The sequence below is a fragment of the Cellvibrio sp. genome (assembly GCF_046347455.1).
GTDB lineage: Bacteria > Pseudomonadota > Gammaproteobacteria > Pseudomonadales > Cellvibrionaceae > Cellvibrio.
Window position 1 is genome coordinate 68320 of record NZ_JAXMGC010000004.1, and the last position, 17255, is coordinate 85574.

Sequence of the window (17255 nt, forward strand, 5' to 3'; positions counted from 1 at the left end):
GCCAATGAACTTCGATCTATTTGCAAATGAACCCGCACAACAATGTCAAGAGCTTCTTCAGGGTGCGGTTTTGTTGCGTGGGTTTGCGCTATCGCTTGAAAATCAACTCTTGCAAGATATTAATCGCGTAACTACCGAATCGCCACCGCGCACTATGGTAACGCCCGGTGGCTTGCCTATGTCTGTTGCCACAACCAGTTGTGGTGATGCAGGTTGGGTAAGTGACGCTTACGGGTATCGTTATTCCAAGCGAGATGCCTTATCCCGCGCCAACTGGCCTGCAATGCCGCGCAGCTTTTTCAATCTCGCTGTAAGCGCAGCGGCCACTGCCGGTTATGAAAACTTCTTGCCAGATTCGGCCTTGATAAACCTTTATAAAGTCGGCGCAAAAATGTCGTTGCACCAAGACAAAAATGAAAAGGACTTTTCGCAACCTATTGTTTCTGTTTCCTTAGGTTTACCGGCAATATTTCTCTTAGGCGGTTTGCGACGAGAGGATAAGACAATTCGTGTGCCGCTAACGCATGGTGATGTAGTGGTGTGGGGCGGCGCGGCGCGTTTATTTTTTCACGGCGTTTTGCCAATAAAATCTGGCGTGCATCCACTGCTGGGCGAACAGCGGATTAATTTAACTTTTCGTAAAGCACTTTGATTTTACGAAGAAACTTTGTTTCTAGAAAACCATTTTTATCGCCAAACCAATCAGCGCTGCCGCACCAATCACGAGACAAATTGTACGAGCAATTTGCACAGCTTTTTCTGCCCGAAGAGCAAACTACATAGATGTGGTTTGTGAATACATTGCTGCTATAAAAAAGTTTTTATCGCCAGTCCAATTAATGCCGCAGCGCCAATCACATGAATAACATTACGTTTATATTTAAATAAAGCGATCGCAGCTGCCACAGCAATCACCGCTGCTCCTATATCAAAATGGCCACTAAAACCCTGTGGCCAAAGTACGTGATAACCAAAGAACAATGCGAGATTTAAAATTACGCCTACAACCGCTGCAGTGATTGCTGTTAATGGCGCGGTGAACTTCAAATTATTATGCGTGGTTTCAACAAAGGGGCCACCCGCCAAAATGAAAATAAAAGACGGCAAAAACGTAAACCAAGTCACCAAGGATGCAGCTAAAGCGCCTGATAAAAATAAATGCTCTGCGCCTAGCAATGCTTTCACATAACCGCCCACAAATCCTACAAACGCAACCACCATAATTAATGGGCCAGGAGTAGTTTCGCCCAGCGCAAGGCCATCAATCATTTGCGTGGGTGTAAGCCATTGGTAATGCCCCACAGCACCTTGATAAACGTAAGGCAAAACCGCGTAAGCACCACCAAAGGTTAGCAGCGCCGCTTTGGTGAAGAACCACGCCATTTGCGTGAAATCATGCTGCCAACCAAAAATCGCGCAAAGAATTCCCATGGGAATAAGCCAAAGCACAATGCCAACAACAAATACCAATGCGAATTTGGACCAGCTAAAAATCGCATGCGTCGGTGTTGGGGTATTGTCATCAATAAGCGCTGCGCCGTAGGATTTTTTTGCATCACCGTGGCCTGCGCTGGCATTAAAAATATTTGGGGCATAACGACCACCAAAGTAACCAATAAGAGCTGCGCCTAAAACAATTAATGGAAAGGGTAGATTTAACGCAAAAATCGCCACAAAAGATGCGCCTGCAAGTGCCCACAAGATATTATTTTTTAACGCGCGGGACCCAATACGATGTGCAGCTTGCAGAACAATCGCCGTCACTGCCGGTTTAATGCCGTAAAACAAACCCGCTACCCAACTCACATCGCCATAAGCGATATAAATCCAGGAGAGAAAAATTAAAATAAATAGTGATGGCAACACGAAAAGTGCGCCTGCAACAACTCCGCCCCACGTTCTATGCATTAACCAGCCGATGTAAGTCGCAAGTTGTTGTGCCTCTGGCCCCGGCAAAACCATGCAGTAATTTAGCGCGTGCAAAAAACGCTTTTCAGAAATCCAGCGACGATTTTCTACCAACTCCTGATGCATGATAGAAATTTGCCCAGCAGGACCACCGAAGCTAATAAAACCGAGTTTTAACCAAAACCAAAACGCCTGCCAAAAGCTAATCGGTGCCGGCACCGTATTTTGCAATTCATCTTTCATTTTATTGTCTCAAAAAATATTTCTCGGTACTGTTCGGCTCGCTCTTGCGCATAAACAACCGCTTTTCAGCGTCTATCCCTAATAACACCTGAAAAACATCCGCCAGAATAGCGCGCGACGAATAATATCCATGACCCAAACCTAAACTAGGCGCGTCTATTAAGCTCACATTGACCGAATCGATATTTTCAGAGAAAGCGCAGGCACCGAAGCGTGGGTTTTTATTGTAAATTTCAGACACCGTCATGGCGCGGTCATTGTAAGAGCAATAGACCGTAATGCGTTTGCTGATTTGCTTTACGCTATCCGCAATGTTTATAAATTCATTCGCCTCATAATCCGGGGCGTTTAAGATGAGTTCATTAATAACTTTGCTATTGGGGTTAAGTAGCGCAAAATCTTTTAGCGCAGGCAATACAATCTGGTGCCCCATGGAATGCACTACCAAATTTATTTTTAAATTATTGGCACGCACCTGATTTAAAAAAGCCTTAAATGCGCCTATAGAATTTTTGGCATTTTTGAAGTTGCTATCATAAGTACGTGTAATCATTTGGTTATCTAAAAAACCATCTCCCGCACCGGCAGGCCAAGAAAATAAAACAATCGGGCCTTGGTATTTCAAATCAAAGGCAATTTGCGATGCGCGCAATACCGCATCTTCATAACGCAAGTTAAACCCATGCACAAACACCAAAGGGTAGCGTTCCGATTTTTTTAAATATTCAAAGGTTGATGCTTCTGTAAGCGATTTTGCATTCAGAATTTTAAAAAATTCGTGGGATGACTGGCGGTTATCTTTAGTGAATGCAATTAAACCCGTGCTGTGATTTTTAGGCACGTTGATTTTGCAGGCACCAAAGTGGGTTACAGAATCTAGCTCCACGCCAAGCTGATCATTAGTACAACCAAAATTATCGGCCTTCAATTTGCGGTTGCTGATAACCAGTACGTCTACTGCTCGCGTGTCTGAATAATTTTCAACAAAATAGTTATCCCAGACTTGGCTCAGGCTTTTATGGAAATTGTCATCAACACTCGGTGGTGGTGTTACTTCCACTGGTGGCTCGGGTTGTTTTGGCGGCGCCACTGTTACCGAGGTTGAAAATGGCGAGGGAATTTTTGTAGGTAATCCGCCGCACGAAGTGACGAGTACAAGCGCGATTACCATCATCGTATATTTCATAAATCCTGCCCTTGGTTTTTTTTCGCTATCATATTAGCTCGCGTACACTATAACCAGCGCTGTCAACCGATAGCTGAATAGGTTTTCAAACTCGCTAGCGGTGTTCTCGTGAACGGTCATCCCGTATACTCTCACCATGATGCAAACTCCCCACGCTATCCTCAAAGATGTCTTCGGCTACCACGAATTTCGCGGCCCGCAGGAAGCGGTCATTTCAGCACTCGTCGCCGGCGAGGATGCTCTGGTGCTCATGCCCACCGGCGGCGGTAAATCCCTGTGTTACCAAATTCCTTCCCTTGTGCGCGATGGCGTCGGCGTGGTGGTTTCACCGCTTATCGCCTTGATGCAAGATCAAGTCAGTGCGCTTCACGAACTTGGTGTTCGTGCCGGTTTTTTAAATTCCACCATGACTGCACAAGAAGCCTGGCAAACTGAACTAGCCATGCACCAAGGTGAATTGGATTTGCTCTACATTGCTCCTGAGCGATTGATTCAACCGCGTACTATCGAAATGTTGCACCAGGTAAAAATTGCGCTCTTTGCGATTGACGAAGCTCACTGCGTTTCGCAATGGGGCCACGATTTTCGCGCGGATTATTTAAAGCTCGATATGCTGCAGCGCGAGTTTCCATCAGTGCCGCGCGTTGCGTTAACCGCGACGGCGGATGTACGCACACGTGAAGAAATTATCACGCGATTGCAGCTGGAAAACGCTCAACAATTTGTTAACGGATTTGACCGTCCGAATATTCAATATCGGATCCAACAGAAAAATACACCCAAGGTGCAACTGCTGCGTTTTTTGCGCGACGAGCACCCAAATCACTCCGGCATTATTTATTGTTTATCCCGAAATAAAGTTGAACAAACCGCTGAATGGTTAAGCGCCGAAGGTTTTACGGCGTTGCCTTATCATGCAGGCTTAACACCGCAAGTTCGGCAAAAAAATCAGCAGCGCTTTTTACGCGAAGACCAAATTATTATGGTCGCCACCATTGCCTTTGGAATGGGTATTGATAAACCTGACGTGCGGTTTGTTGCGCATCTCGATTTGCCCAAAAGTATTGAAGCTTATTATCAAGAAACCGGCCGTGCAGGGCGCGATGGTGAACCCGCAACGACACTGCTGCTTTACGGTTTGGAAGACGTGGTAAAACTTCGCCAAATGATGAGCAATTCCGAAGGCAGCGAAGAATTTAAACGCAACGAACAACAGCGCCTGAATGCCATGTTGGGTTTGTGCGAAATTACCACCTGCCGTCGCCAAACCTTATTGCGTTATTTTGGCGATACACTCGCGCAAGCCTGTGGCAATTGTGATTGTTGTTTAACGCCTGCGCAAACTTGGGATGCGACAGAGCCAGTTCGCATGGCGCTTTCTTGCGTTTATCGCACCGGCCAACGTTTTGGTGCTGGACATGTGATTGACGTGTTGCGCGGAGCCAACAACGAAAAAATTAATTCTTTCGGGCACCAACAACTTTCCACCTATGGCATTGGAAAGCATTTGGGCGCAGATGAATGGAAATCTATTTTTCGCCAATTAGTTGCGCGCGGATTTTTAGATGTTGATGCGCAAGCTTACGGCGGTTTGAAATTAAACGACAGCTGCCGCGCTATTCTGCGCGGAGAAGAAACTGTTCATCTGAGACGCGAGATTAAAGCCACTACCGCCACTGTTGCGCGCAGACAAGGTGTGACAGTCGATGCAGAAGACCAAGCTTTATGGAATGCCTTGCGCACCTGTCGTAAACGCTTGGCCGAGGAACACGGCGTGCCGCCTTACGTCATTTTTCACGATGCGACACTACGCGAAATGCTGGAGTTCCGCCCAATTACGCACGACCAATTGTTATCCATCACCGGCGTTGGCCAGAGCAAACTAGAAAGATTTGGTGATGAGTTTTTGGAAGTGATTCGTGAAGTGGAGTATTAAATCGCACAATGAAAAAGGGTTGATTGCACAAACTGCAATCAACCCTTTTGGTCACATCCAACCCTAAACTTTCAATACGCCCCATACATCGCGGTTCGCTGGGCAATACCTATCTAAAAATTCCTGATGGGTGGGCATAGCTGTCACGCGCTGAGCAATGGTGTCTTTAAATTTATTCAAGTAAGTCAGCAACTGCTCGTCTGGAATTGAACGCGCGGCTGGGTGGTAATCCCTCGGCATCATCCCTTGGCCGAGCATTACGTGAGTCCATGAATCTATGCGGAAGAGTTCGCGGGTTTCCTGAAATGCGTAGGCAGAACTTTTAAAGAGTTCGATGCGCGATTTAAGCGTGTCTGGAATCTCCATATTTTTGCAATAGCGCCAGTAGGCCGTGTCATCCCTCTCGGTGGTGTTGTAGTGGAGAATAATAAAATCGCGGATACTTTCGATTTCTTGACGTGCTTCGGCGTTGAAACGATCCACTACCGACTGATCAATTCCGCTGTGAGGGAAGAAGTGCATTAGTCGAATCGCTGTACTCATAATCATATGAATACTGGTTGATTCCAGAGGCTCAACAAAGCCGCTTGAAAGCCCCAAGGCGATACAGTTTTTATTCCACACTTTACGGCGGCGACCCGTGCGGATTTTCACCGTCCAAGGATCACGTGTGGGTTTCCCGTCGACCGCAGCCAGCAATCTGCTGGTGGCTTCGTCAACTGACATATGACGACTACTGAACACCCAACCATTACCGGTGCGGTGTTGCAGTGGAATATTCCAACGCCATCCGGCCTCATGAGCAATCGCGCTGGTGTAAGGCTGAACCGGTGCGACGTTTTCGGTTTGCAAAGCAATCGCGGTATCGTTCAGCAACCAATGTGTCCAATCCTCGAAACCGGTATTCAACGCCTGTTCTATCAGCAAACCGCGGAAGCCGGTACAGTCCAGAAACAAATCACCTTCAACCGCTTGTCCAGATTCAAGCGTCAGCGATTCGATATAACCTGTAGTTGCGTTCTGATCAACGCTTCTGATTTTGCCTTCAATACGTTTAAGGCCGTTTTTCTCCGCAAGTTTGCGCAAGAAACGGGCGTAAAGCGCAGCGTCTACGTGATAAGCGAAGTTGATGTCCGATTGCGGCGAGGTTTCAAAACGACCTTTATCGGCAGCCACCCATTCCAAGCAATAATCGCCCAAGCCGGAATCAAGACCCAGCTTCAAACTGTGCAACCAATAATGGTGGAAATCACACGCCCATGTAGGTTGGCCGTTAGTACCGAAAGGGTGGATATAACGCTCGCCAATCTTTCTCCAGTTCTCAAACCAAATGGCGAGCTTGAAGGTTGCGGCGGTTTCGCGCATGAATTCTTGTTCATCGAGACCAAGAAGCCTATTGAGTGCACGCATAGGGGGTACTGTAGATTCGCCCACTCCAACGGTAGCGATATCTTCGGATTCTACTAAGGTGATATCCAACACTTTGCCTAATTGTTGGGACAGGATGGCTCCTGCCATCCAACCAGAAGTACCGCCACCCGCAATAACGACTCTTTTAATATTTTGATCATTCATGCTCTTATTCTCTATTTGTTTTTGACCGGAATTGCCCGCTCATGAGTTGAGCCACCCTTCAGACGCGCACGGATTTAGGCCTGCTAAGGAATTGCACTCAAGCCTGCGCAGATCAGTTATAACTATTGGACTTTGTCATACTGACGCTGCACGAATCATACGGCAAAACATGCGCGTTCGTCTTATTCAGCTTATCAAAACCATGATTTTTGCTATTTGATTTTTGTAGACTTTAACGGCAGATAATATCAACAAAATTAACCTGAAAAAAAACCCGGCATAAGCCGGGTTTTTTACGCAACAACATCATCAAGTAGATGTAATTACTTGGTTTGTTTCTTTTTCACGTCAGTAGAAACAGCACCTACCACGCGACGGTTTTCTTCACGACCAGCAGCAGTTGCGTTGTCAGCTACAGGTTGAGCCTCACCAAAGCCTTTCGCAGTAACGCGGTCAGCAGCAATACCAAACTTGGTGATCAACACTTGTTTTACAGCTTCAGCGCGTTGTTGCGACAACTTCTCGTTGTACGCATCAGCACCTTGGCTGTCGGTGTGGCCTTCAACGGTTACTACAGTGTTAGCGTATTGGTTCATGAACTTGGCGAGGTTGCCAATATCATCAACGTATTCGTCTTTAACGATTGATTTAGCAGTATCGAATTTAACAGCCAATTTAACCGCAACAGTTTCGGTCAACTCCATTGGGCAACCAACAGCGTCAACTTTGTATTGTTTTGGGGTGTCAGGGCATTGATCTTTAGAATCGAACACACCGTCACCATCGGTATCAACTTCTGGCTTGGGAGCTGGAGCCGCAACTACTGGCGCCGCTGCACGAACTGGTTCAGCTCCGAAAAGGTAGCTAATACCTGCATTCAACGCCAAATCAGTATACTCACGGTCAAGACTGTTGAAGAAACGGATGTCACTGCGGAATTCCCAGTTACCACCCAAAGAATGTTTCAAACCACCACCAAGGTTTACCAAGGTATCACGATCATTCTTCATGCCAGTTACTTTCAGCGATTGGTCACCCACGCCGAACGCAACAAAGGGACGCCACAGGCTGGTGGTATCGATGTTATAAAGCGCGTCCAAACGGTACTGGCGGCCATCAACATCAAGATTTGAATTAGACACTTCAGTATTGAAACCACTTGCTACCGCTTCGAGGGTCCAGTTCTTATTCAGAACATAACCGAAACCCAAGCTGCCAGTAGTAGCGTCATCTCTTGGTTCATCAAAAAAAGTACGGCCTACGCCTACTTGTACTTCAAACTTATGATTGTCTGCAAATACGCCCGATGAAATCAGGGTTGCAACGAGGGCAGATAAAACTTTCTTGTGTGTGTGTGCCATTTTTTGAGTCTCCATAAATAGCTATCTATAACGATTTGATCAATCCGGTAACTGCTTTTTGGCTGCTTCTGCTTCAGAGCTAGCTCTCTTTGATTCACCGTTTTTTCTTGGTCTACAGGTTGGCTTATTACCATTCTCTGCAAATTGCGCAGTTTTAAAATCCATTTCATTGTTATTCTTAATGCCGTCACCTTAACAAATTATGAACAATGTTGGAACAACAAATCCCAAACGCCGTGACCCAGTCGCTCTCCACGCTTTTCAAACTTGGTGATTGGGCGATATTCGGGACGCTCACAGTAATCTTTAGATGGCGACAAGTTATGATATTGTTCGGCGACGTTCATCACTTCTAGCATATGTTCTGCGTAAGGCTGCCAGTCGGTCGCCATATGGAAAACACCGCCAATTTTCAATTTTGGACGCAACTTTTGGACGAACGCAGGCTGAACTATACGACGTTTATTGTGCTTCTTTTTGTGCCAAGGATCGGGAAAATACAACTGTAAGCGGTCGATTGAAGCGTCTGGAATGCAATCTTCGAGGACATCCATGGCGTCAGCCATATACACGCGCAAGTTCTTAACGCCCGCTTTTCCCGCCTCGTTAATCAACTTTCCAACACCTGGCGGATGAACTTCAATACCAATAAAGTCTTTGTCCGGCTCGTTCTTCGCCATTTCCAGCAGCGAATCACCCATACCAAAGCCAATTTCTAGCACCACGGGTGCGCTACGCCCAAAAATATCCGCCAAATTAATTTTGCCCTTGTACAAACTGAGGCCGTAGGTGGGCCACCAAGTATCGAAAGCGGCTTTTTGGCCGGAGGTAATGCGGCCCGCGCGAATCACAAAGCTACGAATGGATTTGGGTTTGAACTCAGGCTTGATCAAAAAGCCTTCTTCGCCTGCCTCAGCAGCAGCGATAAACTCCAGAGAATCTGACGACATAAATACCAACAAGGAGACCGACGAAATGAAAAAATTAGCGGCGCAAAGCCCCCGCAAACAGAGCTGCCCAACCCACCAAAAAGCTCAGCCCACCGATTGGGGTGATCATACCGAATGGTTTTGGAGCGCCTATCGCGAGCGCGTACAAACTACCGCTGAATAAAAAGCTGCCCAGTATAAAGGCTAAACCGGCCAGCTTTAAGGCTTTTGATGCAGAGGTTGGATAAAGCAGGCTCACGCCGAACAAAGCCAGCGCGTGATACATCTGATATTGGACACCGGTTTGCCAGATGGCGAGAGACTCGGGCGGAATCTGGTTCTTTAAACCGTGAGCGGCAAAAGCGCCCAAACAAACACTTAAAAAGCCGCTAATGGCGGCGAAACTTAGAAAGGTTCGTTGCATTTATTGCTCACAATCTTATTGTCGACTGACTTATTGTTTATTTGGGAGTCGTCATCCTCGCGCAGCGGGGATCCAGCTCTTAAAAGCTAATGTAAAAACCAAAAGCTGGATCCCCGCTACGCGAGGATGACGACTCCCGGTTTAAATGGAACTAAAGAACATTTTCAATGTAGTAGCCCAAAAACAAAAAGCCGCGCTAGGCGCGGCTTTGCGGCGAATCAGTCGGCTTATTAGGCTTCCATCATCATGGTTTTTACTTTGTTCATGGCGTTCTTTTCAAGCTGGCGAATACGCTCGGCAGATACGCCATATTCTGCGGCTAAATCGTGCAAAGTTGCTTTGTCGTCATTTAACCAGCGGCGTTGCAGAATGGCACGGCTGCGGTCGTCCAGCTTTTGCATCGCCAATTCCAAACCATTTACGTTGGATTCTTCCCAATTGGACTCTTCCAAACGCACTGCCGGATCGTAGCGGTTATCTTCCAAGTAATGAGCTGGTGCTACGTAAATGCTATCTTCATCGTCTTCGTCCGCATCAAAGCCTGCATCGTAAGATGCCAAGCGGCCTTCCATCTCGCGAACTTGTTTGATGTCTACACCTAAATCTTGCGCGACAGCAGCGGCTTCGTCGTTGCTCAACCATGCCAAACGCTTTTTAGCACCGCGCAAATTAAAGAACAGCTTGCGTTGCGCTTTGGTGGTGGCGATTTTAACAATGCGCCAGTTTTTCAGAATAAATTCGTGAATTTCGGCTTTGATCCAGTGCACCGCAAAAGACACCAAACGCACACCTTTATCAGGATTGAAGCGTTTTACGGCCTTCATCAAACCTACGTTGCCTTCTTGAACCAAATCACCCAAAGGCAAACCGTAACCGTTGTAAGAACGGGCGATGTGAACCACGAAGCGAAGGTGCGCCATAACGAGCTTACGCGCCGCATCGAGGTTGCCGTTGAAATATAAATCTTTAGCGAGCTCTTGCTCTTCATCTACCGACAGAATGGAAAAAGCGCTTACCGCTTGAACATAGGCGTTCAGGTTTGCGCCGGGGGCAAGTACGCCTATGGGCTGCAGACTTGTGCTTGTGCTCATATGTTTTCTCCAGTGAACTGCTTTGGTAATACAATCATAATCGAACCTTGGACGAGCCTCTTTATGAACATCATCAACATCTGTCTTTTGATCAACATCTGTTTGAACAAAGAGAGCTCCATAAGTTCATTCAGCTAAACGCCGGGAAATGGAGTCTAGCACTTGTTATTTTAGAGTGCTATCCGGCGGAAAGTTTCACAAGTGATGCTTGTCATTTAATCTGTTTGATATACGTCAACGAGGCTGAATTTGGATCAAGTGGCGAACCACTGCAATCCACGCGCCCAGCAAGCCCGTTAAGCCTGCAAGCAGTACCAACTGCATGCTGCCAAACACCCCCAAGCCCTGCAGGCGGAAGTTGCTTTGGTAAAGCGCCGCCAGTTGGTCAACCGTAGCAGACACCCACAGGAAGCCTGCACCGAGTATAAGCAACGCCAGCAAGCCACCCCCAATGCCATACCACAAACCGGTATAGAGGAAGGGGCGCGCAACGTAGGCGTCGGTTCCGCCTACCAGTTTGATGACTAGGATTTCATCGCGGCGATTTTCAATTGCCAAGCGGATGGTATTGCCAATCACCAGCAAAACACCCAAAGCGAGTAGCCCACCCAAGCCGTATACCATTTTCTTGCCCAACACCATCAACTGCTGCAGGCGTTTTACCCATTGCATGTCCAAGCGAACATCCGCAACGGCGGGGTCGGCCAACAAGGATTGCTCAAGTGAGGTTACGGCTGCATCGCTGCCATCTGCCAAGCGTGGAGTGACCAATAAAGTGCCGGGAAGCGGATTCTTTTCCAGACTATCCACCACTTCACCCAAGCCGGATTGCGCTTTGAACTCTGCCAAACCTTGCGCAGGGGATACGTAGACCACCTTGGCAATATCCGCACGGGTCGCGAGTTTGGCTCGCATTTCTTCGGCGCGGGCATCCGTAGTTTCTGGCTTGAGAAACACCGAAACCTGGCTGGAACCTTCCCAGCTTTCGCCCAATTGCTGCAAGTTGGCGAAGCCGATGTAAAGCGCTGCAGGAATGGCAACAGCAATAGCAATTACGAGCCACGTCATTAAGCTTTGGAAGGGCGTTTCGAAAAGGCGAGCCAAGCTGTCGATGGCAGAGGTACTGTGGTGCGCAAAATAGGCGTCAAATTTATCCGCAATGCGCACCTTGCTTTGCACCGCACCTTGCTGGCGATGGGTGGGTTCGGGCGCGGGCGGGCGTTCCGGACGGCGAGTTGCGGTCGCACCGCGCGTGGCTCCGGTGGATGGACGAGTGCTGGGGCGATTGCCCGCAACTGAGGGACGTTTTGATTTCACCAGAGCACCCCATCATGTACGAGTTTGCCTTCCACCAAGCCGAGAATGCGTTTGTTCATTCGCTTCAGCAGCTCAACGTCGTGGCTAGCAATCAGAATCGTGACGCCAACTTCGTTGAACTGGCGGAATAATGTCATGATCTCTTCGGATAACTCGGGATCGAGATTTCCGGTAGGTTCATCCGCTAAGAGCATGGTTGGCTTGTTCACCACGGCACGCGCAATACCCACGCGCTGCTGTTCGCCGCCCGAAAGCACTATGGGATTCAAGCGCTCCTTTTCCAACAGGCTCACCTTATCGAGCGCTGCGCGCACGCGCTTGCCGATTTCCTGTGGCGGCAGACCGGCGATTTGCAGGGGTAGGGCGACGTTGTCGAACACACTGCGATCAAACAACAGCTGGTGATTTTGAAAAACCACGCCTATGTTGCGGCGATAGTAGGGAATTTGGCTGGACGACATGCGATTAAGGTCGTGCCCATCGACCATAATCTGGCCATTGCTGGGGCGCTCCATCTGCATGATGAGCTTCATAAGCGTACTTTTACCGGCACCTGAGTGCCCGGTTAAGAACAGCATTTCGCCGGGCTCGACAGCAAAACTGATGCGCGAAAGCGCTTCAAAACCGTTGTCGTAGCGTTTGCTGACGTTATCAAAACGTATCACGCAGGCTCCTTGAATTGATTTTTCTGGTTGAGATTATTCTTGTGTAGTGAACAAGGCTTCCACAAACGGCTCAGCTGCGAAGGGTTGCAGATCGTCTATGCCCTCACCAACGCCGATAAAGCGTACCGGCAGGCCAAACTTTTTACTCAGCGCGAAGATTACGCCGCCTTTCGCCGTGCCATCCAGCTTGGTAAGGGCGATGCCGGTGACACCAGCTGCCTCAATAAACTGTTGCGCTTGGTTAACGGCGTTCTGGCCGGTTCCCGCATCCAGCACCAATAGCACTTCATCGGGTGCGTTCGCGTCTAACTTGGCCAAGACTCGTTTTACCTTGGCAAGTTCATCCATCAAGTGATCTTTATTGTGCAGGCGGCCAGCGGTATCGGCGATCAATACATCCAAACCGCGGGATTGTGCGGCTTGCAGGGCATCGTAAATCACCGAGGCCGAATCAGCGCCCGTGTGCTGGGCAATCACCGGAACCTGATTGCGCTCGCCCCAGACTTGTAATTGCTCAACAGCGGCGGCACGGAAGGTATCGCCCGCAGCCAGCATGACTTTCTTGCCTTGACCTTGCAGGCGTTTGGCGAGCTTACCGATAGTCGTGGTTTTGCCCACGCCATTCACGCCCACTACCAAAATCACATAAGGCTTTTTAATGCCATCTACCACGCGGTTTTCAACCACCAGCGGCTTTTCAACGGGGCTCAACAACAACGCCAGTTGCTCGCGCAAGGCGGCATAGAGCGCATCGCCATCCGCTAATTGTTTGCGCGCAACGGCTTGGGTGAGGTTGTTGATGATCTCCGTGGTTGCGTCCAAGCCGACGTCGGCAACCAACAGCTGAGACTCCAACTCCTCGAACAAATCATCGTCAATTTCTTTACGACCGAGAATCAGATTGCCAATGCCTTGTGCAAAATTGCTGCTGGTGCGGCTTAAGCCTTGTTTGATGCGAGCGAAAAAACCGAGCTTTGCGGGTGCTTCGGCCTCTGCGGCGGGCGTTTCAACAACAGCGGGAGATTCCGCAGCAGGAGTTTGCGATTCAGCGGGAGCAGGTTCGGATTTCTTAAAAAACTTGGAAAACATAAATACAGTTCTGACTGGATACTTGAATGATACGGCCGACCCCGAATTAACCGCGAGCCGTAAAAAACCGTTATGCTAGTAAAAACCCTATCCTACCATTAAAACCTACCACTGCTATTTCAAGATTTGAGAATAAGACTGTGAAACCTGCGCGAACTTCGCCTAAAGCCGCTTTAAAACCTGCTACAAACAATCAACTTCGTATTATTGGCGGTCTTTGGCGCGGCCGAAAGCTCGCATTCCCTGACGTGGAGGGTTTGCGCCCCACCGGAGATCGCATCCGCGAAACCCTGTTCAACTGGTTAGCGCCGGAGATTCAAGGCGCGCGCTGCCTGGATTTATTTGCAGGTTCGGGCGCCTTGGGCATCGAAGCTTTATCGCGCGGAGCGGAAGTGAGTTTACTGGTAGAGCGCGACAGCAAAGCTGCTGCCCAACTCCGATCAAATCTGGAACTGCTTAAAGCAGACAGCGGACGCGTTCTGAATGCAGACGTGATGGAGATGTTACGCAAGGGCAACGCAGACACGCCTTATCACATCATTTTTATCGACCCGCCATTTCAGCTAAAGCTGTGGCAGGAGGTTATCGAGGCGCTGGAAGCGGGAAATTGGTTAGCGGAAAACGCGACTATCTACATTGAATCCGGGCGAGACGACCACTACGCCCCGCCCATCAACTGGCAACTGCACCGCGACAAACACGCCGGCGCAGTAAGCTACCGGCTGTTTTATCGCGAGCTTGTTTAGAAAAATTTACAGCAAGCCATTACATCAAAGGGAGCTATGCTTTTTGTGCTAGCAACCCAAATTGTTTACTATGCCGCACACAATAAGCCCCTGGAACTCACATCCAGCTCTCAAGAGACTCTCCCATGCGCAAAGTGGTTTACCCCGGCACCTTCGACCCTATCACTAATGGTCACATCGATTTAGTTGAGCGCGCATGTCGCTTATTTGACCGAGTGGTGGTGGCAGTAGCGGCGAGTAATCGAAAGAATCCACTGTTTACTTTAGAGGAACGCGTTGCGCTGGCGCAGGAAACACTTTCGCATATTCCAAACGTAGAAGTGTGCGGTTTTGATATTTTGCTAGTGGAGTTTATTCGCCAGCAACAAGCGCAAGCCGTATTGCGCGGATTGCGCGCTGTCTCCGATTTTGAATACGAATTTCAGTTAGCCAACATGAACCGCGCCTTGGCGCCTACTATGGAAAGCATTTTCCTCACGCCGGCAGAACACTTATCTTATATTTCGTCGTCGATAGTGCGTGAAATTGCGTTTTTGGGCGGCGATGTTACCAAGTTCGTCGCTAAACCAGTGGAAGCTGCGCTCCATAAAAAATTTGGGCGCTAAGCGATAAATAACAGTAGTTTGCTAGCGAGGTTTGTATGGATAAACCCTTAATCCTCATCACGGGCGGGAGCCAAGGTATAGGTGCTGCTACTGCTTTACTTGCCGCGCAAAAAGGCTACAACATTTGTTTTAGCTATCACTCACAAGAGCAACTTGCACAGGAACTTGCAGTACGGCTGGAATCCTTAGGCGCAAAAACTCATTTCGTTCGCGCTGACGTCAGCGTTGAAGCCGATGTTCTCAACCTTTTTTCCGAAACCGATAAACACTTTGGTCGACTGGATGCCTTGATTAACAATGCCGGCATCTTGCGACAAAAATTGGTGCGCGACATTGAAGTTAAGGAGCTGGAAAAGCTCTTTGGCATCAACGTTATTGGCAGCTTTATTTGCGCGCGCGAAGCCATTAAGCGCATGGCATTTTCCCAAGGTGGTAAAGGCGGAGCGATCGTGAATATTTCGTCCATTGCATCGCGCATGGGTTCACCCTTTGAGTACGTCGATTACGCAGCAACCAAAGGTGCAATTGACAGTTTTACCCTGGGTTTAGCGAAAGAAGTGATCGGCGAGGGCATTCGTGTTAATGCTGTGCGTCCCGGCATCATAGCGACGGACCTGCACGCGAAAGGCGGCGAACCGGGCAGAATTGAACGCTTGAAATCTGCTGTACCTATGCAGCGCGCAGGTACAGCCGAAGAGGTCGCGCAAGCAGTACTTTGGTTGTTATCCGACGACTCTTCCTACACCACAGGTCATTTGCTGGATGTCGGCGGCGGGCGCTAAACCACCTTCATCAAAACCAATCAGCCTTCCTTTTAAGCATTAACAGCTCGCTAGAGTAGCTAATGAATATTCGAAAAAATCGCGCAAATTGCTCAGCTTTTTTCTGTGTTTTGTTAGTAGATAAACACCTAAAGTGGATACCAAGTGAGGTGGACTTGCGCCGCCAACACCCAAACTATTCAGACTCGGCGATGCTTTTCATCGCCCACTAATGAGGTGACATATGATCAGCATTAGACGCAGTAACCAACGCGGTGCCGCCGACTTCGGCTGGTTGAAGAGCCAACACACTTTTTCGTTTGGCAATTATTACGATGAACAGCACATGGGCTTTTCTGCGCTACGCGTTATTAATGACGACCATGTTGCGCCCGATGCTGGTTTCCAAACTCACGGCCACCGCGATATGGAAATTATTAGCTACGTGTTGAAAGGCGAAATCGCCCACAAAGACAGCGAAGGCAACGTGGCGACTTTGCCGCCCGGAGAATTTCAATTGATGTCGGCTGGTAGTGGAATTCGTCACAGTGAATTCAATCCCTCATCAACCAATGAATTGCACTTTTTACAAATTTGGATTCAACCTAATGTTTACGGTCAAGCGCCCGGTTACCAACAAAAAGATTTTGGGCAAAACCCAGGTTTAACCTTGGTGGCAAGCCCAGATGGAGAAAGCGGTAGCATGCTTATCAAACAGGACGCACGCTTGTACCAATTAATTTTGGGTGCGGGTGAACAGGTTGATTTGAAAGCTTCTGCACAACGCAACTATTACGTACACGTGGTTGAAGGTGAATTGCAGATTGAAAACGAAATTGCAAAGCCCGGCGATGGCGTGAAAATTACGAAGGTAGAAAACGTGCAATTGCTTGCAACCAACAACAAGGTCAAAGCCTTAGTGTTTGATTTGCCTTAAAAGTGTTAAGCAATAAATGAAAAAGGTTTGCGGATTAAACTCCGCAAACCTTTTTTGTTTCCTTTTTTCCAACGTGATTTTAAGTTTGATCTGGTTGTTCAGGTTCTGGCGGGCCCTTCACTTCATACGGATCTGTTGAACGCTTCTGGCCACTTTTGTCTATATGCTTATCCTTATCTTGGTCTTGCTGAGGCGTTTTATCTTTCTGGCCTGAAATTAAACGCGCAGCGAGCCGCCAATGACGCTCCGCTTGACCTTCGGGTTTACCTTCAGATTCCCACAATTGATGCGCAAGCGTGCGAATTGAATAATCTTTTGCATTCATAGGTTTTCTCCAGCGATAAACACAGTGCTTTATAACAAGTAGTTTACGGTCCCTTCTGTGTGCCATCGCGCTTAGTAAATTACTGAAGATGTGCGACGAAATAAGGTATATTGCGTCAATCAACAAAGCATCACTGCGAATCACTTACAAAGACAAA

General features: G+C 48.3%; 17 protein-coding genes. 6 read left to right on the top strand and 11 right to left on the bottom strand.

Annotated features, from left to right (window positions below; all coding sequences use genetic code 11):
- The first annotated feature begins 4 nt into the window (after positions 1 to 4).
- Positions 5 to 652, top strand: a complete 648-nt coding sequence (gene alkB, locus U1F02_RS08750; RefSeq protein WP_409990002.1) for a DNA oxidative demethylase AlkB — start codon at positions 5 to 7, stop codon at positions 650 to 652.
- A 155-nt stretch (positions 653 to 807) separates the two neighbouring features.
- Here alkB and chrA read toward each other — a convergent pair whose 3' ends face one another.
- Positions 808 to 2151: a chromate efflux transporter gene (gene chrA, locus U1F02_RS08755; RefSeq protein WP_409990003.1), complete on the bottom strand. Its 1344-nt coding sequence runs from the start codon at positions 2149 to 2151 to the stop codon at positions 808 to 810.
- Between the two features lies 1 nt (position 2152).
- Positions 2153 to 3337 (bottom strand): alpha/beta hydrolase, encoded by a 1185-nt coding sequence (locus U1F02_RS08760; RefSeq protein ID WP_409990004.1) that lies wholly within the window; start codon positions 3335 to 3337, stop codon positions 2153 to 2155.
- Between the two features lie 136 nt (positions 3338 to 3473).
- Between U1F02_RS08760 and recQ the strand changes: the two genes are divergently transcribed.
- Positions 3474 to 5273, top strand: coding sequence for a DNA helicase RecQ (gene recQ, locus U1F02_RS08765; RefSeq protein WP_409990005.1), 1800 nt, complete (start codon positions 3474 to 3476; stop codon positions 5271 to 5273).
- 63 nt (positions 5274 to 5336) lie between these two features.
- Here the strand turns inward: recQ and U1F02_RS08770 are convergent, their stop codons facing one another.
- The 8 genes from U1F02_RS08770 to ftsY form a co-directional block, all read right to left on the bottom strand.
- Positions 5337 to 6848: a tryptophan halogenase family protein gene (locus tag U1F02_RS08770; protein WP_409990006.1), complete on the bottom strand. Its 1512-nt coding sequence runs from the start codon at positions 6846 to 6848 to the stop codon at positions 5337 to 5339.
- Between the two features lie 323 nt (positions 6849 to 7171).
- Positions 7172 to 8209 (bottom strand): OmpA family protein, encoded by a 1038-nt coding sequence (locus U1F02_RS08775; protein ID WP_409990007.1) that lies wholly within the window; start codon positions 8207 to 8209, stop codon positions 7172 to 7174.
- Positions 8210 to 8409: 200 nt separating this feature from the next.
- Positions 8410 to 9099: a tRNA (guanosine(46)-N7)-methyltransferase TrmB gene (gene trmB, locus U1F02_RS08780; protein ID WP_409990285.1), complete on the bottom strand. Its 690-nt coding sequence runs from the start codon at positions 9097 to 9099 to the stop codon at positions 8410 to 8412.
- Between the two features lie 94 nt (positions 9100 to 9193).
- The gene (locus tag U1F02_RS08785; RefSeq protein ID WP_409990008.1) at positions 9194 to 9562 is read right to left on the bottom strand and encodes a DUF423 domain-containing protein; all 369 of its coding nucleotides are present in this window, start codon (positions 9560 to 9562) and stop codon (positions 9194 to 9196) included.
- 230 nt (positions 9563 to 9792) lie between these two features.
- Entirely contained in the window at positions 9793 to 10653 is an 861-nt protein-coding gene (gene rpoH / locus U1F02_RS08790) for an RNA polymerase sigma factor RpoH (RefSeq protein ID WP_409990009.1), read from the bottom strand.
- A 234-nt stretch (positions 10654 to 10887) separates the two neighbouring features.
- Complete coding sequence (gene ftsX, locus U1F02_RS08795) at positions 10888 to 11970, bottom strand: permease-like cell division protein FtsX (RefSeq protein WP_409990010.1); 1083 nt, start codon at positions 11968 to 11970, stop codon at positions 10888 to 10890.
- Positions 11967 to 12635: a cell division ATP-binding protein FtsE gene (ftsE, locus tag U1F02_RS08800; RefSeq protein WP_409990011.1), complete on the bottom strand. Its 669-nt coding sequence runs from the start codon at positions 12633 to 12635 to the stop codon at positions 11967 to 11969. Before ftsE ends, ftsX begins: the two co-directional genes overlap by 4 nt.
- Positions 12636 to 12668: 33 nt before the next feature.
- Positions 12669 to 13724, bottom strand: a complete 1056-nt coding sequence (gene ftsY, locus U1F02_RS08805) for a signal recognition particle-docking protein FtsY (RefSeq protein ID WP_409990012.1) — start codon at positions 13722 to 13724, stop codon at positions 12669 to 12671.
- 140 nt (positions 13725 to 13864) lie between these two features.
- Here ftsY and rsmD point away from each other — a divergent pair, with 140 nt between their 5' ends.
- The 4 genes from rsmD to U1F02_RS08825 all read left to right on the top strand — a co-directional run bounded on the left by rsmD (position 13865) and on the right by U1F02_RS08825 (position 16773).
- Positions 13865 to 14470, top strand: coding sequence for a 16S rRNA (guanine(966)-N(2))-methyltransferase RsmD (gene rsmD / locus U1F02_RS08810; RefSeq protein ID WP_409990013.1), 606 nt, complete (start codon positions 13865 to 13867; stop codon positions 14468 to 14470).
- A 125-nt stretch (positions 14471 to 14595) separates the two neighbouring features.
- Positions 14596 to 15075, top strand: coding sequence for a pantetheine-phosphate adenylyltransferase (coaD, locus tag U1F02_RS08815; RefSeq protein ID WP_409990014.1), 480 nt, complete (start codon positions 14596 to 14598; stop codon positions 15073 to 15075).
- A 35-nt stretch (positions 15076 to 15110) separates the two neighbouring features.
- Positions 15111 to 15857 carry an SDR family oxidoreductase gene (locus tag U1F02_RS08820; RefSeq protein WP_409990015.1) on the top strand — a complete coding sequence of 249 codons (747 nt, stop codon included), beginning with the start codon at positions 15111 to 15113 and terminating at the stop codon, positions 15855 to 15857.
- Positions 15858 to 16080: 223 nt separating this feature from the next.
- Positions 16081 to 16773, top strand: a complete 693-nt coding sequence (locus U1F02_RS08825) for a pirin family protein (protein ID WP_409990016.1) — start codon at positions 16081 to 16083, stop codon at positions 16771 to 16773.
- A gap of 79 nt (positions 16774 to 16852) precedes the next feature.
- Here U1F02_RS08825 and U1F02_RS08830 read toward each other — a convergent pair whose 3' ends face one another.
- A complete protein-coding gene (locus tag U1F02_RS08830) occupies positions 16853 to 17098 on the bottom strand; it encodes a DUF2934 domain-containing protein (protein ID WP_409990017.1) in 246 nt (81 codons plus the stop codon).
- Positions 17099 to 17255: the final 157 nt, after the last annotated feature.